Annotated in this window: 28 protein-coding genes and 1 riboswitch; of the genes, 11 read left to right on the forward strand and 17 right to left on the reverse strand. The window is 63.3% G+C overall.

Annotated elements, in window-relative coordinates:
* Positions 1-31 precede the first annotated feature (31 nt).
* Positions 32-110: riboswitch (SAM riboswitch) on the forward strand.
* A 44-nt stretch (positions 111-154) separates the two neighbouring features.
* The 3 genes from ACO076_RS03015 (at position 155) to ACO076_RS03025 (ending at position 2787) form a co-directional block, all read left to right on the forward strand.
* Positions 155-1357 carry an O-succinylhomoserine sulfhydrylase gene (locus tag ACO076_RS03015; RefSeq protein ID WP_421725255.1) on the forward strand — a complete coding sequence of 401 codons (1203 nt, stop codon included), beginning with the start codon at positions 155-157 and terminating at the stop codon, positions 1355-1357.
* Positions 1358-1423: 66 nt separating this feature from the next.
* Complete coding sequence (gene apaG / locus ACO076_RS03020) at positions 1424-1816, forward strand: Co2+/Mg2+ efflux protein ApaG (RefSeq protein WP_421725256.1); 393 nt, start codon at positions 1424-1426, stop codon at positions 1814-1816.
* 92 nt (positions 1817-1908) lie between these two features.
* A complete protein-coding gene (locus ACO076_RS03025; RefSeq protein WP_421725257.1) occupies positions 1909-2787 on the forward strand; it encodes a phosphotransferase family protein in 879 nt (292 codons plus the stop codon).
* Here ACO076_RS03025 and ACO076_RS03030 read toward each other — a convergent pair.
* Genes ACO076_RS03030 through ACO076_RS03040 form a run of 3 tightly spaced genes read right to left on the reverse strand, consistent with a single transcriptional unit; the run spans position 2759 to position 5864 of the window.
* Positions 2759-3763 (reverse strand): Hsp33 family molecular chaperone, encoded by a 1005-nt coding sequence (locus ACO076_RS03030; RefSeq protein WP_421725258.1) that lies wholly within the window; start codon positions 3761-3763, stop codon positions 2759-2761. The genes ACO076_RS03025 and ACO076_RS03030 overlap by 29 nt on opposite strands.
* The gene (gene argF, locus ACO076_RS03035) at positions 3760-4671 is read right to left on the reverse strand and encodes an ornithine carbamoyltransferase (RefSeq protein WP_421725259.1); all 912 of its coding nucleotides are present in this window, start codon (positions 4669-4671) and stop codon (positions 3760-3762) included. The genes ACO076_RS03030 and argF overlap by 4 nt, the downstream gene beginning before the upstream one ends.
* Positions 4668-5864, reverse strand: coding sequence for an aspartate aminotransferase family protein (locus ACO076_RS03040; protein ID WP_421725260.1), 1197 nt, complete (start codon positions 5862-5864; stop codon positions 4668-4670). The genes argF and ACO076_RS03040 overlap by 4 nt, the downstream gene beginning before the upstream one ends.
* A 364-nt stretch (positions 5865-6228) precedes the next feature.
* Here ACO076_RS03040 and ACO076_RS03045 point away from each other — a divergent pair, with 364 nt between their 5' ends.
* Entirely contained in the window at positions 6229-6735 is a 507-nt protein-coding gene (locus tag ACO076_RS03045) for a GcrA family cell cycle regulator (protein WP_421725261.1), read from the forward strand.
* Positions 6736-6743: 8 nt separating this feature from the next.
* Here the strand turns inward: ACO076_RS03045 and phoB are convergent, their stop codons facing one another.
* The 7 genes from phoB to ACO076_RS03080 form a co-directional block, all read right to left on the reverse strand.
* A complete protein-coding gene (gene phoB, locus ACO076_RS03050; RefSeq protein ID WP_421725262.1) occupies positions 6744-7439 on the reverse strand; it encodes a phosphate regulon transcriptional regulator PhoB in 696 nt (231 codons plus the stop codon).
* A 38-nt stretch (positions 7440-7477) separates the two neighbouring features.
* A complete protein-coding gene (gene phoU / locus ACO076_RS03055; RefSeq protein WP_421725263.1) occupies positions 7478-8215 on the reverse strand; it encodes a phosphate signaling complex protein PhoU in 738 nt (245 codons plus the stop codon).
* 17 nt (positions 8216-8232) lie between these two features.
* Complete coding sequence (pstB, locus tag ACO076_RS03060) at positions 8233-9069, reverse strand: phosphate ABC transporter ATP-binding protein PstB (RefSeq protein ID WP_421725264.1); 837 nt, start codon at positions 9067-9069, stop codon at positions 8233-8235.
* A 22-nt stretch (positions 9070-9091) separates the two neighbouring features.
* Complete coding sequence (gene pstA / locus ACO076_RS03065; RefSeq protein WP_421725265.1) at positions 9092-10375, reverse strand: phosphate ABC transporter permease PstA; 1284 nt, start codon at positions 10373-10375, stop codon at positions 9092-9094.
* Positions 10376-10384: 9 nt separating this feature from the next.
* Entirely contained in the window at positions 10385-11767 is a 1383-nt protein-coding gene (pstC, locus tag ACO076_RS03070; RefSeq protein ID WP_421725266.1) for a phosphate ABC transporter permease subunit PstC, read from the reverse strand.
* 86 nt (positions 11768-11853) lie between these two features.
* The gene (locus ACO076_RS03075) at positions 11854-12891 is read right to left on the reverse strand and encodes a substrate-binding domain-containing protein (RefSeq protein ID WP_421725267.1); all 1038 of its coding nucleotides are present in this window, start codon (positions 12889-12891) and stop codon (positions 11854-11856) included.
* A gap of 116 nt (positions 12892-13007) precedes the next feature.
* Positions 13008-14498, reverse strand: coding sequence for an ATP-binding protein (locus tag ACO076_RS03080; RefSeq protein ID WP_421725268.1), 1491 nt, complete (start codon positions 14496-14498; stop codon positions 13008-13010).
* A 50-nt stretch (positions 14499-14548) separates the two neighbouring features.
* Between ACO076_RS03080 and ACO076_RS03085 the strand changes: the two genes are divergently transcribed.
* Together ACO076_RS03085 and ACO076_RS03090 are read left to right on the forward strand one after the other, a co-directional pair.
* On the forward strand, positions 14549-14797 hold the full coding sequence (locus ACO076_RS03085) for a hypothetical protein (RefSeq protein ID WP_421725269.1): 249 nt from the start codon (positions 14549-14551) through the stop codon (positions 14795-14797).
* A gap of 27 nt (positions 14798-14824) precedes the next feature.
* On the forward strand, positions 14825-16195 hold the full coding sequence (locus tag ACO076_RS03090) for a hypothetical protein (protein ID WP_421725270.1): 1371 nt from the start codon (positions 14825-14827) through the stop codon (positions 16193-16195).
* On the opposite strand, the gene ACO076_RS03095 is transcribed toward ACO076_RS03090, so the two are convergent.
* The gene (locus tag ACO076_RS03095) at positions 16192-17388 is read right to left on the reverse strand and encodes a pyridoxal phosphate-dependent aminotransferase (protein WP_421725271.1); all 1197 of its coding nucleotides are present in this window, start codon (positions 17386-17388) and stop codon (positions 16192-16194) included. The genes ACO076_RS03090 and ACO076_RS03095 overlap by 4 nt on opposite strands.
* Before the next feature lie 25 nt (positions 17389-17413).
* Complete coding sequence (gene mscL, locus ACO076_RS03100) at positions 17414-17833, reverse strand: large conductance mechanosensitive channel protein MscL (RefSeq protein ID WP_421725272.1); 420 nt, start codon at positions 17831-17833, stop codon at positions 17414-17416.
* Positions 17834-18005: 172 nt separating this feature from the next.
* On the opposite strand from mscL, the gene ACO076_RS03105 reads away from it, so the two are divergent.
* From ACO076_RS03105 to pip, 3 genes are read left to right on the forward strand one after another with little or no spacing between them, the layout of a single operon-like run.
* Positions 18006-18254: a DUF4212 domain-containing protein gene (locus tag ACO076_RS03105; protein ID WP_421725273.1), complete on the forward strand. Its 249-nt coding sequence runs from the start codon at positions 18006-18008 to the stop codon at positions 18252-18254.
* Positions 18255-18276: 22 nt separating this feature from the next.
* The gene (locus tag ACO076_RS03110) at positions 18277-20079 is read left to right on the forward strand and encodes a VC_2705 family sodium/solute symporter (protein WP_421725274.1); all 1803 of its coding nucleotides are present in this window, start codon (positions 18277-18279) and stop codon (positions 20077-20079) included.
* Between the two features lie 27 nt (positions 20080-20106).
* Positions 20107-21066 carry a prolyl aminopeptidase gene (gene pip / locus ACO076_RS03115; RefSeq protein ID WP_421725275.1) on the forward strand — a complete coding sequence of 320 codons (960 nt, stop codon included), beginning with the start codon at positions 20107-20109 and terminating at the stop codon, positions 21064-21066.
* Positions 21067-21070: 4 nt separating this feature from the next.
* On the opposite strand, the gene ACO076_RS03120 is transcribed toward pip, so the two are convergent.
* Positions 21071-21466, reverse strand: coding sequence for a hypothetical protein (locus ACO076_RS03120; protein WP_421725276.1), 396 nt, complete (start codon positions 21464-21466; stop codon positions 21071-21073).
* Positions 21467-21580: 114 nt separating this feature from the next.
* On the opposite strand from ACO076_RS03120, the gene ACO076_RS03125 reads away from it, so the two are divergent.
* Together ACO076_RS03125 and ACO076_RS03130 are read left to right on the forward strand one after the other, a co-directional pair.
* Positions 21581-21922: a DUF952 domain-containing protein gene (locus ACO076_RS03125; RefSeq protein WP_421725277.1), complete on the forward strand. Its 342-nt coding sequence runs from the start codon at positions 21581-21583 to the stop codon at positions 21920-21922.
* Complete coding sequence (locus ACO076_RS03130; protein WP_421725278.1) at positions 21919-22992, forward strand: quinone-dependent dihydroorotate dehydrogenase; 1074 nt, start codon at positions 21919-21921, stop codon at positions 22990-22992. The genes ACO076_RS03125 and ACO076_RS03130 overlap by 4 nt, the downstream gene beginning before the upstream one ends.
* Here the strand turns inward: ACO076_RS03130 and ACO076_RS03135 are convergent.
* From ACO076_RS03135 to ACO076_RS03150, 4 genes are all read right to left on the reverse strand, one after another.
* A complete protein-coding gene (locus ACO076_RS03135) occupies positions 22977-24314 on the reverse strand; it encodes an MATE family efflux transporter (RefSeq protein WP_421725279.1) in 1338 nt (445 codons plus the stop codon). The genes ACO076_RS03130 and ACO076_RS03135 overlap by 16 nt on opposite strands.
* Before the next feature lie 88 nt (positions 24315-24402).
* Positions 24403-24882, reverse strand: coding sequence for a formate dehydrogenase subunit gamma (locus tag ACO076_RS03140; protein WP_421725280.1), 480 nt, complete (start codon positions 24880-24882; stop codon positions 24403-24405).
* A 77-nt stretch (positions 24883-24959) separates the two neighbouring features.
* Positions 24960-25502, reverse strand: coding sequence for a L,D-transpeptidase (locus tag ACO076_RS03145; RefSeq protein ID WP_421725281.1), 543 nt, complete (start codon positions 25500-25502; stop codon positions 24960-24962).
* 98 nt (positions 25503-25600) lie between these two features.
* The gene (locus tag ACO076_RS03150) at positions 25601-26278 is read right to left on the reverse strand and encodes an alpha/beta family hydrolase (protein ID WP_421725282.1); all 678 of its coding nucleotides are present in this window, start codon (positions 26276-26278) and stop codon (positions 25601-25603) included.
* Positions 26279-26282 lie beyond the last annotated feature (4 nt).

Below are 26282 nucleotides of genomic sequence, written 5' to 3' on the forward strand. Positions count from 1 at the left end.
ATTGACGCCAACCGCGTCGCCCTCTATGACACGGTTATCCCGTGGTCATTTGAGCCGGCCGGCTTGCAGCCACGTAAAACAAATCGCTAAAAGGCCGGAGGGGCGAAGGCTCCGACCCGGCCAAGCGGCCGGGTTTTTTGTTGGAGTCGACACAATGGGACAGGCTGACGATATCGCGGCAACGAAGATGAAACCGGCGACCGCGTTGGTTCATGGCGGCACGGCTCGGTCGCAGTTCGGGGAAACCTCCGAGGCGATTTACCTGACGCAGGGCTACGTCTACGAAACCGCCGAGCTGGCCGAGGCACGCTTCAAGGGCGACGACCCGGGCCACGTCTACTCGCGCTATTCCAACCCGACCGTCGCCATGTTCGAGGAGCGCATGCGGCACCTCGAGGGCGCCGAGGCAGCCCGCGCGACCGCGACTGGCATGGCCGCCGTCAACACCGCGCTGATGGCGTCGCTGTCGGCCGGTGACCACATCGTCGCGGCGAAGGCGCTGTTCGGGTCGTGCCGGTACATTATCGAAGACCTGCTGCCACGTTTTGGCGTGCGATCGACCCTTGTCGACGGCACCGATCTCAGCCAGTGGCGGCGCGCGGTCCGCAAAGGCGAGACCCGGGCGTTTTTCCTCGAGAGCCCGACCAACCCAACCCTCGAGATTATCGACATCGAAGCCGTCGCGGATATCGCGGCGCCCCTCGGAGCCCGGGTCATCGTCGACAACGTGTTCGCGACCCCGTTGCTGCAACGGCCTCTGGAACTCGGTGCCGATGTGGTCGTGTACTCGGCAACGAAGCACATCGACGGGCAGGGCCGCTGCCTCGGTGGCGTGATCCTCAGTACCGAGAAGTTCATCGACGATGTGCACACGCTCCTCAAGCACACCGGGCCAAGCATGAGCCCGTTCAACGCCTGGGTCCTGCTCAAGGGCCTCGAAACACTGCCTCTGCGGGTTGCGCATCAGACCGCTTCGGCGGCGACGCTCGCCGATCGGATCGCGGAACACCCGGCGGTCGTTCGCACCCTCTATCCGGGCCGGTCCGATCACCCTCAGGCGGAACTCGCGGCGCGGCAAATGACCGGTAGCTCGACCCTGATCGCCTTCGAAGTGAAGGGCGGAAAGGCAGGTGCTTTTGCAGTCTCGAACGCACTGAATCTTATCAAGATGTCGAACAATCTCGGCGATGCCAAGAGCCTCATCACCCACCCCACAACCACCACCCATCAGCGCCTTACCGACGAGGCCCGCGCCGAACTGGGTATCACCGACGGGCTGTTGCGTCTTTCGGTGGGGCTAGAGGACGTCGGCGATCTGTGGGCTGATCTATCACAGGCTCTGGACCGCGCGACCTGACGGCCCACCGCGCGGATTGACGCCCCGGCCTGCCGTCGCCTATTCGTCTGCGGCAGGAGAATGCGTATGTACCAGGCCACCACCCAGCAGATTCAGGTCACCGTCGAGCCGAGTTTCGTGGAGTCTGAATCCGCCCCGGAAGAGGGGCGGTACTTCTGGGCCTACACCATCGAAATCGCCAATCTCGGCGATCATGTCGTGCAGTTGCGGGAGCGACATTGGCAGATCACCGACGGAAACGGGCGGACCGAGGAGGTGCGCGGTGCGGGCGTCGTGGGAAAGCAACCCGTGCTGCAGCCGGGTGAGCGCTTCTCCTACACCAGCGGATGCCCGTTGCCGACCAACTCGGGGATCATGGTCGGGAGCTACCGGATGCAGAACGCGGAAGGCGAAACCTTCTCGATCGCGATCCCGGCCTTCTCCCTGGACGTTCCCGACGAGCCGCGAGTCGTCAACTGACCGCCGACACGCGCGACAGAACACCATCCCACACCGCAAGACCTGCATCGAGGGCGGCTGTCCTCAATCGATACGGGCTGTCGGCCGACGATTTGCTCGGCGAAGGCTCGGAATCGGAGGTCTATGCCCTCGACGACGAGCGTGTCGTCCGGGTTCCACGATCTGTGCCGATCGCCGTCGAGCCGTTGCATCGCCGCAAGGCTTTCCTCGACCGTATCGCCGGTGCGCTCCCGTTCCGGACGCCGGAGATCGAAACAATCGCCGAGGATGGCGTAACGATCGAGAAGCGCCTACCCGGTCGACCAATGACCGATGCTCTGAGGACGGTGCACGGCGAGCCGCGCCGGCGTGCGCTGCGGAGCTATTTCGAAGCCGCCGCCGCCGTCAGTGATCTCCCCTGGCCGGACACATCGTTCGGCCTGCTCCTCGCCGAGACACCGATCACGGCCGAGCAGTGGACAACCTTCCTGGCCGTGACTCTCGACCAGCGTGCCGAGCACCACGCCGCTCACCTCAGGGCAACGTTCGGCGACTTGGAGGGTCTCCTGAGCAAGGCGCACGATCTGCTCCGCAAGGTGCCGGGGCGACCAAGGAAAGTGCTGGCTCACGGCGACATCTTTCCAGGCAATATCATGCTCGACGCCGACATGAACGTCTCGGCGATTCTCGATTTCGGTGCTTGGACACTGGTAGCCGAACCACACTACGACATCGCGGGTGCGGTGATGTTCGCGGAGGTCACGACCGAATGCGTTCCGGAAGACGGACGGTATCTGCGGGTCCTACTCGCCGAGCGGTGCGGCGACCCCCTGCCACCGGCGTTCGCATTTTACCGCGCCTACTTCGCCTTTACGCTGTTTGACCCTAACGCGGCAGAGGGCCTCTACCCCAAGCTCCAGCCGTGGAACATCGCCACGCTGGGTCAGCTCCGCGACGGAACGATCACGGACTGGCTCCGCCTGCCCCGCTGAAGTCGTTCGGATCGAAGGTATAGGCCTTACCGCAGAACTCGCAGGTCACCGCGATACGGCCGTCCTCGATGCTGTCGGCGATTTCTTCTTCGGAGAAGCTCCTCAGCAACCCGGCGACCTTCTCCCGCGAACAAGAGCACCGATCGACAACGGCGACGGATGAAAACACCCGAACGCCGTGCTCATGAAAGAGGCGGAACAGAAGTCGCTCCGACGGCACCGCCGGATCGGTGAGCTCGTGATCTTCGATCGTCCCAACCAAAGACTGCGCCTCGACCCAAGCATCGTCTTCTTCGACGTCCTCGACGGTCTCGACGCCTTCCGGTGCATCGCCGCCGGGAAGATCGGCCGTCCGTGCTCGCTCGGGTGAAGACGGAAAGAACTGGATCATCACGCCACCGGCCCGCCACTTGCGGGACATCACGCCATCCTGCCGATCGTGAAGCTCCGCGACCGCGAGCCGGATCCGCGTCGGGATCTGCTCCGACTGGCGGAAGTAGATGTGGGCCACGTCTTCGAGACTGTTCCCCTCGAGCGGCACGATCCCCTGGTATCGGCTCGTGTGTGGCCCCTGGTCGATGGTCATCGCCAGAATGCCGCTGCCGAGCAACGCCGATGGGGTGGCCGTGCCGAGCTCGTCGGCCGCCGCCACCCGCGCCGCGTCAAACCGCGCATAGGCCCGCAAGCCACCGTCCGTGTGGTAATCGACGACCAGCATATCGACCGGGCCGTCCGTCTCGGTCTGGAGGATGAACTTACCGTCGAACTTCAGCGAGGTCCCGAGAAGCACCGCCAGGACGAGGGCCTCACCGAGCAACTTGGACACCGAATCCGGGTAGCTATGCCCGGCGAGAATCGCATCGAGCGCCGGTCCCATCTGGACGGCGCGGCCGCGCACATCAAGTGCGGCCACCTCGAACGGCAGGACTGCGTCGTCACCGGCAGGGGTGAGAACCTGAGCGCCACCAGTGGTCAAGGGGCACCATCCCGGTCAAAGCACCAGGCCAGAACCCCTTTTTGCGCATGCAACCGGTTCTCGGCTTCGTCGAAGACGACCGACTGCGGGCCGTCGATGACCTCCGCGGTGACTTCCTCGCCGCGATGCGCTGGAAGGCAGTGCATGAACACGGCACCCGGTTTTGCCAACGCCATCAGACGCGAATCCACCTGATACGGTTTCAACAGATTCTGTCTGCGCGCGCTTTCATCGTCTCCCATCGACACCCAGGTATCGGTGACGAGACAGTCGGCATCCCGCGCCGCTTCGTCCGCGTCGCTCGTGAGTTCCAGATCAGCGCCGTTGTCACGTGCCCAAGCAACGACCGCCGGCGGAACGGGAAGTTCGGGCGGTGTCGCGACGCGGAGCGCAAAGCCGAACTTGGCCGCCGCGTGGACCCACGATGTCAGTACATTGTTGGCGTCGCCGAGCCAGGTAATCGTCCGTCCTTTGATCGATCCGACGTGTTCCTCGAAGGTCATCACATCGGCCATGATCTGGCAGGGATGCGAATGCCGGGTGAGCCCGTTGATCACAGGCACCGTGGCGGTCGCCGCGATTTCAGTCACCGCCTCATGATCCAGCGTACGGATCATGATCGCATCGACGTAGCGCGATAGGACCTTGGCGGTGTCGGACAGGCTTTCGCCGCGCTTCCGTTGCATCTCATCGCCGGTCAGGACAATCGTCTCGCCGCCGAGCTGCCGCATAGCGACGTCGAACGACACCCGCGTGCGCGTCGACGGCCGGTCGAAGATCATTGCCAGGGTTCGCCCGGTCAGCGGCGTCTCGCCCTTCTGATCGGATTTCAGCCGCCGGCTCTCGTCAATGATACCGCGCAACGCGCCGGCGTCGACGTCGGCGAGATCCAGAAAATGCCGCGTCATGAGGCCGGCCGCGCCTTCGCGGTCTCCATCACGTCGAGCGCCGCCTCAAGCCGGCGCACGCCCTCATCGAGTTCTTCCTCGGTGGCGTTGAGCGGCGGCAGAAAGCGCATCACGTTTTCGCCCGCGGCAACACACAGCAGGTCCTGGTCGCGACAGGCGGCGACCACGTCGCCGACCGGGGCGACGCACCGGATACCGATCAGCATGCCTTCGCCGCGGATATCGGCCACGATGTCCGGATGCTCGTCGATGACCGCCGCGAGTTTCTGCTTGACGTAGAGGCTCTTGCGGCGAACGTCTTCCAGGAAACCGTCTTCGAGAACGACGTCGAGCACGGCGCGCCCCACAGCCATCGCCAAGGGGTTGCCGCCGAAGGTCGAACCATGAGTGCCGGGTGTCATACCCTTGGCCGCTTCGGCGGTTGCCAGACAGGCGCCGAACGGGAACCCGCCGCCGATCCCTTTCGCGACGGTCATGATGTCCGGCTCGACGCCCGCCCACTCATAGGCAAACAGCTTGCCCGTCCGGCCGACGCCGGTCTGGATCTCGTCGAAGATCAAAAGCAGACCGTGCTCGTCGCATAACGTGCGAAGGTCGCGCAGGAACTGGCCGGACACTTCGCGGACACCGCCTTCGCCCTGGATCGGCTCGATCAGAATTGCGGCCGTCTCCGGCCCGATCGCGGCCTCCACGGCCTTCGTGTCGCCAAGCGGAACCTGATCGAAGCCGCCGGCCACCGGGCCAAAGCCCTCCAGATACTTGGCGTTGCCAGTAGCCGCGAGCGTGGCGAGCGTTCTGCCATGGAAGGCGCCGGCGAAGGTGATGATCCGCACCCGCTCCGGATGACCGGAGACGAACTGATAGCGTCTGGCCGTCTTGATCGCGCACTCGACAGCTTCAGCACCTGAATTGCAGAAGAACACCTTGTCCGCGAAGGTCGCCTCGGTCAGCTTTTCGCCGAGCCGCTCCTGCTCAGGGATGTGGAACAGGTTCGATACCTGCCACAGTCGCTCGGCCTGGCTCTTCAACGCGGCAACCAGGCGCGGATGCGCGTGGCCCAGGGCGTTGACCGCGAGCCCTCCGGAAAAATCAAGCAGGCGGCGACCATCGTCGGTGAATACCCAGGCACCTTCACCCCGATCAAGCGCCAGTGGCACACGTGCGAACGTGTCATAGAGTGGGGAGCGTTCCATCGTCGCGCTCTCGTCAACCGATTGTCCAGAAACCAAAAAGTGCCGCCCGCGGGCAGCACTGTCGCGACTTCGCGTTATAGCATCGCACGCCGGTTTCCTGTCAATCGCGACGCGCGCCGACACCTCTGCATGCTGGTGACGAGCAAGGGGACGACTTGGGGAAAACGACGGCAAAACCGAATCGCCGTAACCGGGACTCTTGTCAGTGAGTCAGCCCATATTGTACCCTTCAGCCAGTCGAGTACGACATCTTTTTGCGGCGGGTCTCTGTATCCAATTGTCGAGTGTTTGGCGCCGGTCTGACTTCGGGCGGCGCGCGGCGAAGGATTCCGATTCCGACCGCCCGAATAAGGGATGACCCGGAATGAGCTGGACCGATGACCGAGTCGAGTTACTGAAGAAGCTTTGGGCCGAAGGACTGAGCGCCAGTCAGATTGCACAGCACCTCGGCGGCGTTACCCGCAATGCCGTTATCGGTAAGGTTCATCGTCTGAATCTCTCCGGCCGCGCTAAGCCGGCTTCCGCTGCGCCGCGGCAGCGCAAGGCCCGGAGCGCCACGACATCGCGGTCACCGCGATCGTTCGTCGCTGGCAACACGGCATTGAAGGTTCACGCCTCCCCGGCGCCCCGGCGTGCGCCGGCGCCGGCCCCGATCGAAGATCTGGTGGTGCCGATCAGCCTGAACGTCTCGCTGCTGTCGCTTACCGACCAAATGTGCAAATGGCCGATCGGCGATCCTGGCACCGAAGGCTTTCACTTCTGCGGCCACCGTAACTTCAACGACCTGCCGTATTGCGAATATCATGCGCGCTTGGCCTATCAGCCGGCAACCGAGCGCCGGCGAGACCGGCGCGAGCGGGACGAGGACTGACGCGACCGTCAACGCGCCTCCGCGAAGCTCTCGTCGAAAGAGTAACCCGAGCCACGTACCGTACGGATCGGGTCGCGCCCGTGGCCAAGCGCTTTCCGCAGCCGGCCGACATGGACGTCGACGGTCCGCTCGTCGACGTAGACGTCCCGGCCCCAGACCCCGTCGAGAAGCTGGGCGCGGCTGAACACGCGGCCGGGGCTCTGCATCAGGAACTCGAGCAAGCGGAACTCGGTCGGGCCGAGGTGAAGCTCGCGGCCGCGGCGGCGGACGCGATGGGTTTCGCGATCGAGTTCCAGCTCTCCCGCCCGTAGAACCGAGGCGATCAACTCCGGCCGCGAACGCCGCAAGATCGCGCGAACACGGGCCATCAGCTCCGGCACTGAAAACGGCTTGACGACATAGTCGTCGGCGCCCGTCGCCAAGCCACGGACGCGCTCCGATTCTTCGCCGCGCGCCGTCAGCATGATGATCGGCAAACCACGAGTCGACTCACGAGCCCGCAAGCGGCGGCAAAGCTCGATCCCGGACACACCAGGCAACATCCAGTCGAGAAGCAAAAGGTCGGGAACCGTCTCCCGAAGTCGGGTTTCGGCATCGTCGCCGCGCTCCACGGTGTCAACCTGATAGCCCTCGGCCTCGAGGTTGTAGCGCAGCATCAGCGTCAGCGGCTCCTCGTCCTCGACGATCATCACCCGCGGAGTCATGGGTTCAGCACCTCATCAAAAGCGCCTATGCGATCAGGTCAAGCTTCAGCGTCAGCCGGGCCGGCGTAAGCCACCGGTGTAACGCTGGTCGTGTCCTTCTTCGGTCGCTCGTCGGTCAGGGGGACGCCGGTGATCAGATAGTGGACGGTTTCGGCGATGTTGGTGGCGTGGTCGCCAATCCGCTCTATGTTCTTCGCGCAAAAGAGGAGATGCGTGCAGAAGGTGATGTTGCGCGGGTCTTCCATCATGTAGGTGAGCAGCTCGCGAAATAGCGACGTGTACATCGCGTCGATCTCGTCGTCGCGAACCCACACCTGATGGGCGCTCTCCAAGTTCCGCGTTGAGTAGGCGTCGAGCACGTTTTTGAGCTGCGCCAGACTCATTTCGGATATGTGCTCCACACCGGTAACGGTGCTCTGCGGCGCGAAATTGCCTTCGATGGCGAACACCCGCTTCGCCGTGTTTTTGGCGAGATCGCCAACCCGCTCGAGATCGTTGGCGATATGGATGGCCGCGACGATTTCCCGCAAATCCTGCGCCATCGGCTGGCGGCGAGCGATCATCTGGACAGCGGCGTCCTCGACGTCGTGCTGAAGGTCGTCAATACGCTGATCGCCGGCGATGACGCGCTGGGCGAGTTCTTCGTCACGGCGGCCCAGCGCAGCGACCGAGTCAGCGAGCTGCTGCTCCGCAAGCCCGCCCATCTCGGCGATCTTCTGCGCGAGGTCGTTGAGATCGTCGTCAAATGACGAGACGATGTGTTCACTGTCAGCCATGGTCGCGGTTCCGTCCCTCAGCCAAACCGGCCGGTGATGTAGTCTTGGGTTCGTTTGTCACTGGGATTGGTGAAAATCTGCTCGGTGGGACCGACTTCGACGAGAATGCCAAGGTGGAAGAAAGCCGTCCGCTGGGAAACCCGCGCGGCCTGCTGCATGGAGTGGGTGACGATGATGATCGTGTAGTTTTCCTTGAGTTCGTCGATCAGTTCCTCGATCCGGGCGGTGGCGATCGGATCGAGGGCCGAACACGGTTCGTCCATCAGGATCACCTCAGGCGAGACAGCGATGGCCCGAGCAATACACAACCGCTGCTGCTGTCCACCGGACAGACCTGTCCCCGGCTCGTGGAGGCGATCCTTCACCTCCTCCCAAAGTCCGGCCCGCCGCAGGCTGGTCTCGACGATCTCATCGAGTTCGGCCTTCGAGCCGGAAATGCCGTGAATCCGCGGGCCGTAAGAAATGTTGTCGTAAATCGACTTCGGAAACGGGTTTGGTTTCTGGAACACCATCCCGACACGGGCACGGAGCTCGACGACGTCGAGGCTTGGATTGTAGATGTCGGTGCCGTCGAGCGTGATATCGCCATCGACACGGCACCCCTCGATCGTATCGTTCATCCGATTGATGCAGCGCAGGAACGTGGACTTGCCGCACCCTGACGGGCCGATGAACGAGGTGACCGACCGTTCGACAATGTCGATCGAGACTGATTTGAGCGCCTGCTTGTCGCCGTAGAAAACGTCGACGTCGTCCGCGATGACCTTCGGGAGGTCGTTACTGGCGGGCTGCTCTGTGGCCGAGGCCACCGCCGTGGCGGTGACCGTCGTTTGGCTCACGGATGCGTCGTTCATGAAACTCTCTCCGATTGAGCGGTTACCAGGTGCGCTCAAGGCGCTGTCGCAGGAAGATGGCGATGCTGTTCATGATAATCAGAAAGCCCAACAGCACCAGGATCCCGGCGGACGTCAAAGCGACAAAGCCGCGCTCCGGACTGTCGGCCCAGATGAAAATCTGCGTCGGCAGAGCCGTCGATGCGTCGAGAATCCCGCCAGGGGGGCTCGTGATGAAGGCGTTCATACCGATGAGCAGCAGCGGCGCCGTCTCACCAAGTGCCTGCGCAAGCCCGATGATGGTTCCGGTCAATATCCCCGGAATGGCAAGCGGCAGGACATGGTGAAGGATCATCTGATGCTTCGACGCGCCGACGCCTAGCGCCGCCTCGCGGATCGACGGCGGAATCGCTTTCAGGGACGCGCGTGTCACGATGATGATCGTCGGTAACGTCATCAGTGCGAGCACGAGACCGCCGACCAGCGGCGCCGATCGCGGCATGCCGAGGAAATTCAGGAAGACCGCCAACCCCAGAAGACCGAAAACGATCGACGGAACAGCGGCGAGGTTGTTGATATTGACCTCGATGAGGTCGGTCCACCGGTTTTTGGGCGCAAACTCCTCAAGGTAGATCGCTGCGGCGATGCCGATCGGGAAACTCACCAGGAAACACACGAGCAGCGCGTAGAACGAACCTACGATCGCGCCGGCGAGACCAGCCAGCTCCGGAAAACGACTGTCGGCGTTGAAGAACAGGCCCCAGTTGAATGGCGTCGACACGCGACCTTCGGCCTCGAGTTCATCGAACCATTCGATTTGCTGATTGGAAACGCGACGCTGATCTTCGGGGGTGTCGCGAGCAACCAGGCCCTTGTTCAACTGATCGATCGGATCCGAGGCTGGAACTGTCAGTGTCAGGGTTCCACCGATGACCGACGGATCGGCCACCACCGCGTCACGGACCATGAACTGCGCGTTGTTCGTCAGCATCTGCCCCAGCGCACGCGCGTCCGACTGCGGCACGTCAGGGAACAGCTCTTCCAGGCCGGAGCGAACCACAACACGATAGTTTCCGCTAGCCGGATCGTCTGCATCAACCAGCTCGGACGAGATCGGAAAATCGACCGTGATCTCCGTCTTCACGAAGGCGGAGTAGCCCGTCGCTACCAGCGAGATGATGAGGATCGCCAGGAGCCCGATCGCCACAGAGATCGCTGCGATCCCGTAGGCCTGAAGCCGTCGGTTTGCCGCATATCGACGGCGCCGACGGTTCGCGGCGGCGGTCGTCGACCAGTCGATCGGTGAGCGGGCGGTCACGTCAACCATGCTGCATCCCTAGTCGTACTTCTCGCGGTATTTCCGCACGATCTGCAAAGCAACGACGTTGAGGCAGAGCGTCACGATGAACAGCACCAGTCCGAGCGCAAACGCCGCGAGTGTCTTGGGGCTGTCGAACTCGGTATCACCGATCAACAAGGTTACGATCTGAACCGTCACGGTCGTAACCGAGTCGATCGGGTTGATGGTCAAAGTCGCGATCAGGCCCGCAGCCATCACCACGATCATGGTCTCGCCAATGGCGCGGCTGACGCCGAGCAACACGCCGCCGACGATACCCGGCAGCGCGGCGGGGAGAAGAACCTTGACCATCGTCTCGCCAGGGGTGGCACCCATGGCGAGCGACCCATCGCGCATGCTGCGCGGGACAGCCGAGAGCGCGTCGTCGGAGAGTGAGGAGATGAATGGGATAATCATGATCCCCATCACCGCCCCCGCCGCCAGAGCGCTGTTCGGCGAAACCGAGAGGCCGATGAGGCCGCCAAACTGACGAACCGCCGGGGCGACGGTCAAGACGGCGAAGAAGCCATAAACGACGGTCGGTACGCCCGCGAGTACCTCCAGGATCGGCTTGACCACCTTGCGCACGCCGTCGCTCGCGTACTCGACGAGGTAGATCGCGGTGAACAATCCGATGGGGGTGGCGACCAGCATTGCAATCGTCGCAATGAGAAGCGTACCGGTGAAGACCGGAATCGCACCGAAAGCGCCTTGTCCGGCGACCTGATCGGCGCGCAGGGCAATCTGCGGCTCCCAACTCAGGCCGAACAGAAATTCACTGATGGGCACCATGGTGAAGAACCGCCACGCCTCGAACACCAGCGACGCGACGATCCCGATGGTCGTCACGATGGCGACGACCGAACAGAACACCATCAACCCTGACAACACCTTTTCGAAGGCGTTGCGCGCATGAAAGCGGGGAGCAAGCTTGGCTCGGGCGATTGTGAACGCGACGACCATTGCGGCCAACGCCGCAACGAGCATCGCCCACCGAGCTATTTCGCCCCAGCGAACATAGTCTACCGCGGCAGCTTCGATTTCGGGCGTGGGTTCCTTGAAGACGCGGCCCGCGGCCACGTTCTTGATCTCAGAGACGATAAGCTGGATTTGCGAGGAACTCGCCCCTTCCGTCAACGACGCCGGAAGCGAGGCGACCAGAAACTGGTCGACGACTGCGCCTTGGAGGAACAGCCACAACAAAACCAAGATGAAGGCGGGAATCCCGACCCACGCCGCGACGAAAGCGCCGTGGTAACCGGGGAGTGAGTGCATCTCGGCACCCGAGGGCCCCTTGCGGATCATCACGCCTCTTTGCCGACCCATGAGATACGCGGCAAAAGTCACCAAGGCGATGAGGAGGAATACGTAGCCGGCCAAGTGCGCTAGCCTCCCGATTCCGAAGAGTCACCGAAATGAGAAAGTCCGCCGCAGCCTTGAAGGCTGCGACGGACGTGAATGAGGTCTTAGCTACCGAAGGCGATGTTGGCGTCACCATTCTCGGCGGCACCCCGCACTGCATCCCGGCGATCCGGAGACAGCGGAATCAGACCGCGTTCGGTGAGGTATCCACCGTCGCCCATCGCGTCCTCGGAAACGTACTCGACGATGAACTCTTGAAGGCCCGGAATAACGCCGCGGTGCGCGTTCTTGATGTAGAAGTAGAGCGGCCGCGAAACCGGATAGGACCCATCGGCGATCGTGTCGACCGAAGGTGAGACACCACCGATCTTCTCGCCTTCCAGCGTGTCCTGGTTTTCGAACAGGAACGAGTAACCGAAGATGCCGAAGGCATTTTCGTCGGCGTTCAAACGCTGGACGATGAGGTTGTCATTCTCGCCAGCCTCAATGAACGGACCGTCTGTGCGCATGCGGGCGCAAACTTCGTCCTTGCGATCGCCCTCAAGCGCTTCGATCGCGGGGAAAGCCTCGCAGCCCTCTTCCATGACCAGCTCTACCCAAGCGTCGCGCGTGCCGGATGTTGGCGGCGGGCCAAAAACCGTAATCTCAACATTCGGCAGCGACGCGTCGATATCCGACCAGTTCGTGTGTGGGTTCTCGACAACTGCGCCATCGACCTCAACCTCGGCGGCGAGCGCCTGGAAAAGCTGAGCAAGCGTTACGTCGATGGTCGTTCCGCCGCGCGATGTGGCGAACGCGATGCCGTCAAAGCCGATCAACACTTCGGTGACCGAGTCAACGCCCGCTTCCAAGCAAGCTTGGAACTCGGACTCCTTCATGGCTCGGGACGCGCCCGTGATATCCGGCTTATCTTCGCCGACGCCTTCGCAGAAGATTTTCATGCCACCGCCGGTGCCGGTCGACTCGACGACTGGGGCGGGGCTGCCGGTCATATTGGCGAACTGCTCGGCGACCGCTTGGGTAAACGGGAACACCGTTGAAGAACCGACGATACGGATCTGTGTGCGGGCTTCCGCGACGCTGGTGTAGGCCATGGCCGCGACAGCAAACGCTGCCACGCCGGTGAGAAGCTTGGTTTTCACCTGATGTCTCCCTGATCTGGGATCGTTTTGATGTCTGGGAGCGCTCCTGCTACTCCCCGTGCGGTCGTGACCGTAGAGCGGTGCAGTAATGTTTCTATGACAGTAACATTACGGTTTTACGACACCGCAATGCTTTGATTATCAAAAGGATTTTTCGCTGGCGCGGACCCGACCTCAACACGCTCACGCGGGAAGACGACGGTGAACGCAGCGCCCTCTCCCCGCCGGCTTTCGATGGTCATGCGAGCACGGTGGCGGGTGAGGATGTGCTTGACGATCGCAAGACCCAGACCGGTGCCACGGTGCTTACGACTTGCTTCGACATCTACCCGATAGAAGCGTTCGGTGAGACGCGGGATATGCTCCTCGGCGATACCCGGACCATAGTCGCGGACCGTGACGCTGGGCGCGGCAGACTCTGTTGCCGGACTCACAGCGACCTCGACCTTCTTGCCCGACTGGCCGTACTTGCAGGCGTTCTCCATCAAGTTCTCAAAAACCTGGATCAGTTCGTCCCGATCGCCCGCAACAATCACTGGCGCATCGGGCAATGTTTCAACAATGATGATATCCAAATCGCGCGCCATGGGCTCCAGAGCGTCCCCCAGATGGCGAATGACAGCACGCAGATCGACCGCGCCGGACGGTCGGACATGCGCTTTCATCTCGATCCGAGACAGCGAGAGCAAGTCGTCTACCAGACGACTCATCCGGGTGGCCTGATCGGCCATGACGCGTAAGAACTTCTCGCGCGCCTCGACATCCTCGCGGGCGGGCCCCTGGAGCGTGTCGATGAAACCGCCAAGTGAAGCGAGCGGTGTCCGCAACTCATGACTGGCATTGGCCACAAAATCGACCCGTATCCGCTCACTGCGTCGCTGTTCAGTCAACTCGTCGAGGATCAGGGCAATGAAGCTTCCGCGCTGATTGTCGGCATCGAGCCGCGCAAACCAAGCCGCGAACCAGCGTTCGGTCGGTACGCGTTCGCTGAATTCGACACCCTCGGGCTGGCCGCCCTTGGCCACCCGATCGAACGCCGACAACAGGTCCGGCACCCGAAGACGCGCCGTCAGCGGCTCGCCGGCCCGGATCGAAAACGCCTCGGTCGCCTGACGATTGGCGTAGCGCACGATGCCACGATGATCGAGAACCATGCACGGGTCGGGCAGAGCTTCGGCAAACAACTTGACACCGGTGTCCGGCCAAACCTGCTTCAGCCGCGCGGGCGACATGATTGTCTTGGGTTCCGTAGCGTAGGGGCGAACGATCACGGTCAACACCACCAGTCCGCCGGCGACAACCAGCCCGGCGAGCGGGGACATGACTCCCAAGGCAACGCATCCAAGCAACAAAGCGAGCGCCGCTAGAAGGAACCAGCGTGCCTCCGATAACCGCGCGATCGCCGAGGTCCTTGGCGTTGAAGAAGCTTGGCTGCCTTCCGACTCACTGACCGCCATGGCTTGGCTCCAGTCCGGCACGGATGCCTTGCGTTTGCCCGAATCACGCTGAAGGTGACCGGTCGAACAAGGACGATAAAGGTTCGGCCCGGCCGGCACAAAACCAAAGCACACAATCGACATCATGCCTGTGAAGAAGAAGAGCGACAAAGCGAAGCGGGAAGCGGCGGCAACCCTGCCGGCCTTGATCGCCCCAATCGATGTATGTCCCGGTCGTTACCGATAGCGGCCCGGAGCCGCGTCACAATGCGTTGAAGATATGGAAACTTCCGCCGATTGACTATACGGCTATGCACAGGTGGGATGCCTATACTGAGGCGCGTGACGAGATGCTGGTCATTTCCGATAGATCGCTCAACCCGCAGCGCATCGTGCGCGGCAAGGATAGGTGGTGCGCGCGGCCTGGCACCGCTGTCCAACGGCCCATGACGCCGTCGCCGACCCCATAGATCGTCAGCGAGTAATCAGCGAGTAACATGAGCGATTTCTACGCGGTCCTCAAACAGTCGATCCTCGATCAGGATTTGCGGTCGCAGCAGGACCGCGACGCGGCTTATGCACAGGCCCGCGCAGCGGTTGTCCGACGGCTCTGGGCTTACGATCCGCCGCTGAGTGACGACGAAATCGACGCCCGGATCGGCCAGTTCGACATTGCGGTCGAGCAGATTGAAAGCGACGTGGTCGAAGCGTTTTCTGTAACGCCCGAGTTCGATGACCATGAAAACGCCGACGTCGTCGACGGCCTGGACGTCGCGCTTGCCCTTCAGGACGTCCCGACCGACGATGCCCTGGCTAACGGCGAAGCACCGGAAGACCTCATACACTTCACCGGCGCCGACGCGGTGCCGCTGGACGCCCCCGAGTGGGAACCTGCCGCCGATCCAGCGGACGACCTCGATGCCCGGAGTCTTGCCATCGAACAGGCCCTCAACAGCGAGCCAGACGACACCTGGCCGGCGCAAGAGGCCGATCCCCCCCTGGACGGCGGATTTGACAACCTCCACCAGGCCAACGCGGTCGAAGAGCGACAGCCCGATCGGGCTATCTCGCCGTCTGAAGGGGCTTCCGAAAGCGCGGACCGGTTGGCGCCTGAGATACCGGTGGCAGCACCGGCGGGGCACTTGGAGCAACCGTCGGCCCGCAGTGGGGCAGTAGCGGAATCGGCTGAGAAGCGGCGCTCAAAACGCCAGGAACGTCGCCCGAACCTGAGAAATGCGACCGAAAGTCCGGCCCTGGCTAAATCACGTTCCAGACCGCTGGTGCTGATCGTCAGCGTATTGGCGGTCGCCTTGATCGCTGCCGCGCTCTACATTTTCGTTCCCCTATCGCGGGAAACCGGAGAGGAACCAACCACGCCGCCCGAACCGCCGACCGCTGGCCCTTCGTCGCGGACCGGCGTTGCTCCGGCCGCCGATTCGGTCCAACGCTTCACACTGTTCGACGGCTCCGATCCGACGGTCTTCCTGGCGGCGCCCGGCAACCCGGTGCGGTTTACCGGCGATGCCGCACGAATCTCCACCTCCGCCGGATCGGCCGGCGCCAACGCCCTGATCGGGCCGGGATTGGCCGCGCGTCTCGCCGGACACAACGTCCGCGTGACCGTGATGGCGCGAACCGTGCGCGAGAACGGCGCGGCGAGCATGCGAATCGCCTTTCAAAGCGGCCTGGCGATCAGTCATTGGCAAAATGCAAACCTGACACCGACGTTCGCTCCAACCGAGCTAACGTGGCGAGTACCCACGATGCGAACCGATCCAAGCGGCGGCGCGATCATCGTCGAGCCAGGCATTCCGGGCGACGGTACGGCCGTTGAGATCGGCGCCATCACGATCGACGTTCTCGACTAGGACGAACCGAACCGCCGGCTGATCCACTCCGACAGACGTCGGACCGCTTCGGTGAGATCGTCTTCCTTTCGCGCAAAACACAGACGAAAGAACCCTGAATCGTCCCCGAAGGCGGTGCCCGGCGCGAGACCGACATTGGCTTCATCGACCAGCCGTAGCGCCAGCCGGCGCGCATCGGTTTCATCGCCAATCGCAAAGAACAAATAGAACGCGCCGCTCGGCTCGGCCAGGCGGACCTTGCCGGTCGCGGCTAAACCATCGCAGACGATCGCTCTCCCTCGTCGCGCCCGCGTCACCTGTTCGTCCAAGAACGCATCTCCATCATCGAGCGCAACCGTCGCCGCACGTTGCATGAAGGCGGCAACCCCCGACGTGGAGTATTGGATGAGATTTTCAATCGTCTGGCCCAGCGCCGGTGGCGCGGAGAGCCAACCAATCCGCCAGCCGGTCATGGCGTAGTTTTTTGAGAACGTGTTGACGAAAAGGATCGGGCTGTCGCGATCGACGAAATCATAAAATGAGGCGGCGCGATAACCATCGTAGAAGAAGCGGTTGTAGACCTCATCGGCAATGATCCACAGTCCGCGCTTCTCGGCGAAATCGGCGATCGCCATCAGGTCGGATCGACTGGCGGTCCAGCCGGTCGGGTTGGCCGGTGAATTGATGAACAATGCCGTTGTCCGCTCCGTCACCGCATCGAAGAAGCGATCAAGGTCAAGGGTCCAGCCGGCGTTTCCAAAGGCCAATGGCACCGTGACCGCGCGGGCACCGGCGATCCCGACCGCAGCAGTGATGTTCGGCCAGCAGGGTCCCGGGATGACAACATTATCGCCGGTTCCGGCGACCATACGTGTGGCGATCTGAATCGCCTGCATACCGCCGCCAGTGACGAAGAAGCGTTCCGGACTGAACGAGCCGCTGTAGGTACGCTCGTGGTAGCGCGCCAGCGCCTCACGCAGTTCCGGCACACCGCGCTGGTAGGTGTAGAAGGTTTCACCGGCGGCGAGTGACCGTGAGGCCGCTTCAGCGATGAAGCCTGGCGTTGGCAGGTCGCCTTCGCCAACCCAGAGCGGGATCAGACCTGGCCGGTTACGACCGTAGTTGAAGACCTCGACAATGCCGCTCTCCGGGGCCTCGCGCGCCTCGGGCCGCAACACGGCGCGCCTTTTCGCTGTTTGCGTGCAATCGTTCACTGTACAGAGTTCACGCTTCGGCCGGTCACGAGCCCTTCTTCGCCAGTAGATCGCGGATTTCCGCCAGCAGGACTTCCTCCCGCGGAGGCTCCGCGGGAGGCGGTGGTGCCTTTTCCTGCTCGCGCTTCAGCCTGTTCATGGTCTTAACCACCAGGAACAGGACCCACGCCACGATCAGAAAGTTGATGAGCAGGGTGATGAAGTTGCCATATGCGAGCGTGGCGCCGGCTTCTCGCGCGAGTTCGAGCGTCGGCTGTGGTTCACCGGCAAGCTGGATATACAGCTCGCTGAAATCAACGCCTCCGGTGATCAGGCCTACGATCGGCATAATGATGTCATTAACAACGGACTGGACCAGGCCGCTGAACGCAGCGCCAAGGATGAACGCCACTGCCAGATCGACCAGATTGCCTTTGAGCGCGAATTCCCGGAATTCCTTCAGCATGTTCGTCTCCCCGGTACACGCCGAGCATCCTCTACTTGCTCAGCGCTGCTAAACTACTGTGGTAGCGACGAATCCACCGACCGGCAATCGGAATCCCGGCAAAGCCAGTGAACCCGGCGGCGGCTTCATGCCATGGTGGCAATGAACGAATCGACAGTAGGAAGCGCCATCGATGCCTGATACCGGTCAAAGCGGCCGTTGGCGGGAGACCGGCCTCGTCGGTCTGGCGGTTCTGGTCATCGCGGCCTTGGTCACTCTGTTCTTCCTCACCCTCGCCAACCCCGCTGAAGCAACCGAAGGCTATGCGACCGGATTTGTCCTCGCAGCAGTCGTATCGCCGGCTTTCCTGATTGGGATCCTGTTCTGGTTCGCCCGCCGTCAGGATGCGATCGATCGCAAACACGGCATGTTCGAGGACTGACCGTGACGGCAGGCGAAAGATCGTGAGGGGGATCGGAAAGGCTTACGCGCTGCTCACTGCGGCGTTCGCGGCGTTCCTGATCGTCATCGCCCTGGTGGGCCAGTTCGGCCTTGCCGATCGCGTCATCATGGTCCTACTCGTCCTCGTGACGTTGGCCGCCTACCTGGTAATCGGCATCGTTACGCGAACACTGTCCGTCTCCGAGTTTTTTGTCGCAGGGCGATCGGTTCCGCCAGGCGTCAACGGATTGGCAACCGCCGCGTCCTTCGTGAGCGCCGCCGGGCTGATCGGTTTGGTCGGCGCCTTCTTCACCGATCAGACGGCGGGATTCGCCGTCGCGGCCGGCTGGACGGTCGGCTTCGTGCTCCTTGCCGTCGCGGTGGCGCCCTTCTACCGGAAATCCGGCGCCGTCACCGTCGCCGACTTCCTCGCGGTCCGTTACGGCAATCCTCTGGTCCGCATTCTCGGCGTTATCGTTCTGATCGTAGTGCTGCTTCCACTTCTGGCCGCCGGAGTTTCGCTTGCCAGCGAAGCGATCGCGGTCGCCCTGGACCTGCCGCCGATGTCGGTCTTGATAGGCATGGCGGTCGTCACCGTCGTGGGATCCGTCTTTGGTGGAATGCGGGCAGTGACCCTGATCGCCGGCGCTCAGGCAATCGTTATTTTGTTCGGTGTCTTGGTACCCGCGATCGTCTTCTCGCTGGAGCAGTACGGGGTTCCGATCCCTCACATCACGCTTGGGAACGCGATCGGGGACTCCTCGTGGGCAGCCGGGTCACCGATCGAGGCCCTGCGGAGCCGGCTCATGCCGGTCGCCACGCTCGACGGCTTCAACCTCTTCCTAATGATGCTGTGCCTGGCCGCCGGCGTGGCGTCGCTGCCGCAGGTCGTGGCCCGGAGCGGTACGGTCGCCACCATGAGCGCCGCACGGTACTCGGTTGCCTGGGCGCTCCTGGTCGTTGGGCTTGTCGCTGCGACGGCACCGGCGTTGGCCGTCTTCGCGCGGCTTGCGATCCTCAACGATGTCGTCGGTGTCGAAGTCATCGATCTACCCGGCTGGGTATTCGCGTTCACTTCAAACGGAGCTCTTGCCATCTGCGGCGCGGCCGTCACCGACGTTGCCGCGATCAGCGATGCGTGCGGGGCCGCCGCGGTCGTGAATGGGCTGGAGCCCGGCGATATCGCGATCACCGGCGACATCATTGCCCTAGGCTTTGCAGACATCACGACGCTTCCGTACTTCCTGACTGCACTGCTGACTGCAGCCGTTCTCGCCGCGGCCCTCGGGGTCGCTGGGGCGGCGGTGATTGGGATTGCCACATCGCTTGGTCACGATGTGTACGGATCGCTGATCAATCGCAGAGCCACCGCCGGCCGGCGCCTGGCAGTGTCGCGTGTGGGGCTCCTCGCTGCCGCCGTGCTCGCGACCTGGCTGGCCGCGTATCACACGGACGCGATACTGGCCCTGGCCTTCACCGCCCCGTCGCTTGCAGCGTCGGGCTTCCTGCCGGCGATTGTGCTCGGCATCTGGTGGCGCCGGACGACCTTCTGGGGCGCCATCGCCGGCATGGTCGCCGGATTCGGGACGGCAGCCGGCTACATTGGGCTGCTGTTCGCCGAAACGATCGAGCCGCTGACCATCGCCGGGGTCACCGAGACCGGGATCGCTCCGGCGGCAGCGGCAGCGTTGGGTGTACCGGTCGGATTTGCAGTGACCGCCGCCGTCAGCATCTTGACGCCGGCCCCGTCTGCCGCGCGGCTCGCAGTCCTCGACGCTATCCGCCGACCAAATCCCGACCCGCTCTTGGAAGACCATGCCGTCTGATCGATCAACAACCAGGAACGCGAATTGATGACCGAGCTGCGGCCGCTGTTTCCCCCTGCCTCACCGCGCCGGGTTCACCGGTTACGGGTTTCGGAGCTGCACGAGCTCCATGTCGCCGAATACGGCAACCCGGACGGCAAACCAGCGATCCTCCTTCATGGCGGCCCCGGCGCGGGCACCAATCCGACGATGGCGCGCTTCCACGATCCCGCGACCTACCGGATCGTGATGTTCGACCAGCGGGGATCGGGGCGATCGACGCCGAGGGCGGAACTCGCTGAGAACACGACCTGGGATCTGGTCGCCGACATGGAGCGGATTCGGGACCATCTCGGAATCGACCGCTGGCAGGTGTTCGGTGGATCGTGGGGCGCATGCCTTGCGCTGGCTTACGGCCAGACCCACCCGGATCGGGTGACCGAAATCATTTTGCGCGGCGTCTTCACCATGCGCCGGAGCGAACTTCTATGGTTCTACCAGGAGGGCGCCTCGCGGATCCTGCCGGATGCCTGGGAAGACTTCGCGGCCCCGATTCCCGAGGTAGAACGCAGCGACATGATCACCGCCTACCATGCGCGCCTCAGCGGCGACGACGCGGAGGTGCAGCTCGCCTGCGCCCGCGCCTGGAGCATGTGGGAGGGGGCAGCGCTGTCGCTCCTTCCCAATCCTGGGCGAGTGGCCGCCTTCGGCCGGCCGGACTATGCCCTCGCCTTCGCCCGGATCGAGTGCCACTACTTCGTCAACGGCGGATTTTTCGAGCACGATGGCCAACTGATCGCCAATGCCGGGCGCATCCGGCACATCCCATGCACGATCGTTCACGGTCGTTACGACGTGTGTACGCCGCTGTTCATCGCCTGGGACCTTCACCGCGCCTGGCCGGAGGCCGATCTTCGCGTTGTGCCCGACTGCGGCCATGCCATGACCGAGCCCGGTATCGCCTCGGAACTAGTGGCCGCGACGGAGCGCTACAAGAACGATCGGTGAGACGCTAACCGCTGTCCGGCGGCGGGCGCCTGATGTCACGCACCAGCGCCTCGAGCCGTTCCATCAACGTGTCGAAGAAGCGGCTCGACTCATCTTGGGCAGGGGCGCTCCGGCTGGCTTCGAAGGCATCGACGCGTGCGGCCAAAGCATCAACGCGCGTCGCCAACGCCGCCACGTCGTCTGCTAGTGCGTCGATCGCGGACCGGTCTTCCGCCAAAATCGCGCAGCGCCAAATTCCCTGCTCGCGACGGCAGTGAGACAGCGCGCCCGTCTCGGTGTCGAGACGTACGAAACCGTCGAAACTGGGTTCGACCGCGTAACGACCCGGTACCTGTTCCTCAGCCAGGGCGAGCGTCGTCAGAAACCCCAGACTTCCGCATAGTGTCAGAATGCGGTGCATCTTCGGACCTCTTCTTCGACCCGCTCCGATTTCGACCGCAAGGGCGGGCCGCGCTTCGCTTGCCGCAAGCAAAGACGGTCTCTACGGTCGCGGTCGAACTCACAGAGTCGCACGATGGCCGTCGTTTACAAAATTTGTCCTAACAAGGAGTGGCGGACCGCCGAGGCAACCGGCGTCTTCAAGGGCTCGGACATCGACCTGAAGGACGGCTTCATTCATCTCTCAAACGCGGATCAGGTCGCCGGAACGCTGGAACATTACTTCGCCGGCCAAGCCGGTCTCGTTCTTGTGGCAATCGATTCCGGTCGCCTCGGCGATGCCCTCCGCCACGAACCATCCCGCGACGGCGTCCTTTACCCGCACCTTCATGGCGCTCTGCCGATGGACGCGGTTCTGTGGGTCCGCACCATCGACATCGCCGATGGGCGGCATATGCTGCCCGATCTCAATCCATGAGTGTCTACGACCTCATCCGGCCGGCGCTCTTTTCCCTTGATCCGGAAACAGCCCATCGTCTCGCGGTCAAGGCTCTTGCAGCGGGCGCCTACCCGCGCCCCGAACCGCCGGCGCCAACACTTCGCCGCAAACTCCTCGGCCTCGATTTCCCCAACCCGGTCGGCATCGCCGCCGGTTTCGACAAGAACGCCGAGGTTCCGGACGCTCTGCTGGCACTAGGTTTCGGCTTCGTCGAAATCGGCACGATCACGCCCCGACCACAGCCGGGGAATCCCAAGCCGCGGGTTTTCCGTCTCACGGATCATCGCGCCATGATCAACCGCCTCGGCTTCAACAGCGAAGGTTTTGACGCTGTCCACCGGAGACTCGCAGCCCGGTCGCCGAAGCGGGGGATCGTCGGCGTCAACGTCGGCACCAACCGCGACAGCGCCGACCGGGCCGCCGACTACGCCGCGGGAATCGCGCGGTTTGTCGATGTCGCCGACTATCTAGCGGTTAACGTCTCCTCGCCCAACACCAAGGGTTTGCGTGACCTTCAGGAGGACACCGCGCTCCGGACGTTACTCTCTCGCGTGTGCGAAGCCCGCGAAGCGGCGATCAGGCGCCCACCGATCCTGCTCAAGATCGCGCCCGACCTCGACGATGCAGCGATCGCCGCAACGGTCGACATCGCGATCGAGGCCGGGATCGAAGGCATGATCGTGTCGAACACGACCGTCACCCGCAACACGGTCGCGGACGATCCCCAAGCGCAAGAGGCTGGCGGCCTGTCCGGCGAGCCGCTTTTCGCATTATCCACGCGGGTGCTTGCGAAGGTACGCCAAGCTGCCGGCGATCGGCTGGTCCTGGTCGGGGTCGGGGGTGTGGATTCGGCCGAGCGCGCCCTCGTCAAGCTCAAGGCCGGCGCCGACCTGATCCAGCTCTACACCGGCATAGTCTATGCCGGACCCGGGTTGGCCGGTCAGATCGTCGCCGAGCTGCCCCGGCTTCTCGAACGCGAAGGCGTCAACCGTATCGCGGACATCGTCGGGCGCGATGCCGCAGATTGGGCGGCTCAGGCCACAGGCTGATCGGGGAACGCCTCACGAACCCGGCTTCGCGTCCGCCACAACAAGGTGATCCCACGCGCCCCGAGGAACACGAGAAACGCAAGCCACAGACCTGAAACGCCGAGGAACGGGGTCAGGACCGCCCATGTCGCGAGGTAGAGCGCCAGCGACAGGAGCATCATGTTGCGCATATCGACGGACCAGGTGGCACCGATGAACACGCCGTCCATCTGAAACGCCAGCGTCCCGGCGAGCGGCGTCAAGGCCGCGAAGGTCAGGTAGAACCGAGCAGTCTCTCGTACGGCTTCGTTGGTGGTCATCACGTCGATCACAAAAGCCCCGGCAACGAAGAAGACGAGGCTGGCGGTCGCACCGATAGCGAACCCCCAGCCGACGGTCAGACGCAGGGATCGATCGAAGGCCGGGCGGTAGCGCGCGCCAACCGATTTGCCGGCGAGTTGCTCCGCCGCGGTCGCCATGCCGTCGAGGAAGAACGCCCCGACGAAGAACAGGGTCATCAGCACCTGATTGGCGGCAAGGACGATATCGCCGCTGGCGGCGCTTTGCCGGGTAAAGAATGCGAAAGCAAACAACAGGGCGAACGACCGGATCATGATGTCGCGATTGAGGACGGTCATCTTCATGATCGCCACCCGATCGAGAATCAGATCTCGGCTTGGCCAAACACGATCCATCAGGCGCAGCGCGATCGCCACACCGATCAGCGCTGTCACCACTTCGGCGGCGACACTCGCCCAGCCCACACCGGCGATGCCGTAGTCGAACTCGAGGACAAAGAGGGCGCTGAGGACGATGTTGGTTCCATTCAAAATGGTCTGGAGCACGAGCGCCAGACCGGCCCGTCCGATCCCGATTAGCCAGCCGAGGACGACGTAGTTGGCGAGTGCAAAGGGTGTCGCGAGAACGCGAACGTCGTAGTAGGCGCGGGTCGCCGCTTGGACCGCGGGACTCCCACCCATCAACGCGAGCGCCGCGTCGAGGATGACACCCGCAAGTGCCAGAACGACCAGACCGATGAGCACCGCGACGATCATCGCGCGGAAAAAAGCGGCGTTGACTTCCGGACGGTCGTGGGCGCCATGGGCCTGTGCCGTCAGGCCGACAGTGCTCGCCCGCAGGAAGTTCATAGTGGTGAAAACGATGTCGAAAATCACCGCCCCGAGTGCGATACCACCGATCAGCGCGGCGTCGCCCAGTTGGCCGATGACGCCAGTGTCCACGGCGCCGACCAGCGGCGTCGACATATAGGCAAGCGTCATCGGCACCGCGATCGCGAGGACGCCGCGATGGGTCACGTCAAAGGGGCGAACAGCAGACGACAACGGCCAGCAATCTCACGAAAAACGCGAGAGTGAATAGCACACTGTCGAGCCCCCGGTGATCCTGCGGCGGCTAGACAGGCTATGCGGCTTATTTGCTCAGGTCGTCCAGAAGGACGTCGACCCGCGTCTTGTCCAGGCGACCGACCAGCCGGCCGTCAAACATCGCCGCCGGCGCCACGGCGCAGAGCCCCAAACAGTAGACGGCATCGACCGTTACTGACCCGTCGGCGGCCGTCTCACCAACGGGGACACCAAGCCGGCGTTCGACATGATCGGCCAGGTTGTCCCCACCGGCGGCCTGGCAGGCCTCGGCGCGACAGAGCTTAACCACATGCAGGCCCGCGGGGGCGCGTCGGAAGTCGTGATAAAAGCTAACGACGCCGTGGACTTCGGCGCGGGTCAGATTCAGGACGTCGGCGACAATGGGGACGGCGCGTTCGTCGATGTAGCCATGGTCGGCCTGAAGCGCCTGGAGGATGGGCATCAGCGCACCCTCCAGGTGTTTCAGTGATTCCGCCTTCCGTCGCACGCTCTCGGCATCGAACGGTTCGGCGGCGTCAGACGACATCAAGAATCTCGCTGGCAGATTGGGGCAGCGAGATGGTGAGGCGAACAGTCCGATCCGTCAATCGCCGGTGGGATGGATCACAATACAACCACCTCAGTGCCGACCGGCACCCGGTCGTAGAGTTCGATGACATGGTCGTTGACCATGCGGATGCAGCCGTTCGAGACGGACTGGCCGATCGAGCTCGGCTCGTTGGTCCCGTGAATGCGGTACATGGTGTCTTTGCCGTCGCGATAGAGATAGAGCGCGCGGGCGCCCAGCGGATTGTTGGGCCCACCTGGCATCCCTCCAGCGTAGCGCGCGTACTTCTTCGGTGAGCGACGGATCATGTTGTCGGTCGGCCGCCACCACGGCCACTCAGCCTTCCGCTCAACGATCGCCTTGCCTTTCAGGCTGAGCCCCGCACGACCGACACCGACACCATAGCGCAGGGCAAAGGGTGGATCGTCGACCAGAAACAGGAAGTGATTGCCGGTATCGACAACGATGGTTCCGGCAGGATAACGGCGATAGTAGACCCGTTTCGGTTCGTATTTCGGATCGAGTTGGAAAGTCCGGGCGGCGCCCGGCGCGACCAACATGGCTCCGGCGCCAAGTAGCAGCGTTCTGCGATCCATCATGACGGATGCCCTCCGCTCATGGCTGAAACGGTTCAACATCGATCTATCTAGGCATTTCTACTTCCGGGCGCACCCGCCGTCGGTGACTTTCTCGTGAGTCAATCGATTGTCGCGATCCAAGATACAACCGCCGCCACAATCTCATCACGAACCGCGACGTCGTCCCGACCGCTGGCCTTGCGGACGTGAAAGGAATGGTCGCCATCCTCGACGATGTGCAGCGTTGCCCGCGCGCCCAACCCCTCGCACACTGATCGGATAAGCCCCTGATCCGCAAGCGAATCCCGCGTACCCTGCAAGAACAGCATCGGAAGCTCGATACTGCTCAGATGGTCCGCGCGTTCGACGGAAGGCTTCCCGGACGCATGCAACGGAAAGCCGAAAAAGATGAGGCCGCGAACACCCGGCAGCGGCGTCTCGGCTTGCGCCTGCGAGGTCATCCGGCCACCGAACGACTTGCCGCCGGCGAAGAGCGGCACGTCCGGCACCAGCGTCGCGGCTTCGGCGGTCGCGGCGCGGACCGTCGCCATCGCGACCGGTGGCCTGTCCGGGCGGCGGCTGCCGGCTTCCATATACGGAAAGTTGAACCGCAGGACGGCGATACCGGAGGCCGAAAGACCTTCCGCGATTGCGGTCATGAACGGATGCCCCATGGCGGCACCGGCACCGTGAGCGAAAACAAGGCAGGCGGTCGGCGATGGCGGCGCATCGAGCAAGCCGGAGACGCTGCGATCATCGTCGACCGCGAACCGGACGGAACGCGTGGCCGCAGCCATCACG

It is taken from the genome of Bauldia sp. (assembly GCF_965232525.1).
Lineage (GTDB): Bacteria > Pseudomonadota > Alphaproteobacteria > Rhizobiales > Kaistiaceae > Bauldia.

Bases quoted from the DNA above. Each gene is read 5' to 3' on its own strand.
- pip (WP_421725275.1), top strand. From the start codon at position 20,107: ATGACCGAGCTGCGGCCGCTGTTTCCCCCTGCCTCACCGCGCCGGGTT.
- mscL (WP_421725272.1), bottom strand. From the start codon at position 17,833: ATGCTGAAGGAATTCCGGGAATTCGCGCTCAAAGGCAATCTGGTCGAT.
- ACO076_RS03090 (WP_421725270.1), top strand. From the start codon at position 14,825: ATGAGCGATTTCTACGCGGTCCTCAAACAGTCGATCCTCGATCAGGAT.
- phoB (WP_421725262.1), bottom strand. From the start codon at position 7,439: ATGACTCCGCGGGTGATGATCGTCGAGGACGAGGAGCCGCTGACGCTG.
- ACO076_RS03045 (WP_421725261.1), top strand. From the start codon at position 6,229: ATGAGCTGGACCGATGACCGAGTCGAGTTACTGAAGAAGCTTTGGGCC.
- ACO076_RS03140 (WP_421725280.1), bottom strand. From the start codon at position 24,882: ATGTCGTCTGACGCCGCCGAACCGTTCGATGCCGAGAGCGTGCGACGG.
- ACO076_RS03040 (WP_421725260.1), bottom strand. From the start codon at position 5,864: ATGGAACGCTCCCCACTCTATGACACGTTCGCACGTGTGCCACTGGCG.
- ACO076_RS03125 (WP_421725277.1), top strand. From the start codon at position 21,581: ATGGCCGTCGTTTACAAAATTTGTCCTAACAAGGAGTGGCGGACCGCC.
- ACO076_RS03015 (WP_421725255.1), top strand. From the start codon at position 155: ATGGGACAGGCTGACGATATCGCGGCAACGAAGATGAAACCGGCGACC.
- ACO076_RS03150 (WP_421725282.1), bottom strand. From the start codon at position 26,278: ATGGCTGCGGCCACGCGTTCCGTCCGGTTCGCGGTCGACGATGATCGC.
- pstB (WP_421725264.1), bottom strand. From the start codon at position 9,069: ATGAACGACGCATCCGTGAGCCAAACGACGGTCACCGCCACGGCGGTG.
- apaG (WP_421725256.1), top strand. From the start codon at position 1,424: ATGTACCAGGCCACCACCCAGCAGATTCAGGTCACCGTCGAGCCGAGT.
- ACO076_RS03105 (WP_421725273.1), top strand. From the start codon at position 18,006: ATGCCTGATACCGGTCAAAGCGGCCGTTGGCGGGAGACCGGCCTCGTC.
- argF (WP_421725259.1), bottom strand. From the start codon at position 4,671: ATGACGCGGCATTTTCTGGATCTCGCCGACGTCGACGCCGGCGCGTTG.
- ACO076_RS03145 (WP_421725281.1), bottom strand. From the start codon at position 25,502: ATGATGGATCGCAGAACGCTGCTACTTGGCGCCGGAGCCATGTTGGTC.
- ACO076_RS03120 (WP_421725276.1), bottom strand. From the start codon at position 21,466: ATGCACCGCATTCTGACACTATGCGGAAGTCTGGGGTTTCTGACGACG.
- ACO076_RS03085 (WP_421725269.1), top strand. From the start codon at position 14,549: ATGTATGTCCCGGTCGTTACCGATAGCGGCCCGGAGCCGCGTCACAAT.
- phoU (WP_421725263.1), bottom strand. From the start codon at position 8,215: ATGGCTGACAGTGAACACATCGTCTCGTCATTTGACGACGATCTCAAC.
- ACO076_RS03130 (WP_421725278.1), top strand. From the start codon at position 21,919: ATGAGTGTCTACGACCTCATCCGGCCGGCGCTCTTTTCCCTTGATCCG.
- pstA (WP_421725265.1), bottom strand. From the start codon at position 10,375: ATGGTTGACGTGACCGCCCGCTCACCGATCGACTGGTCGACGACCGCC.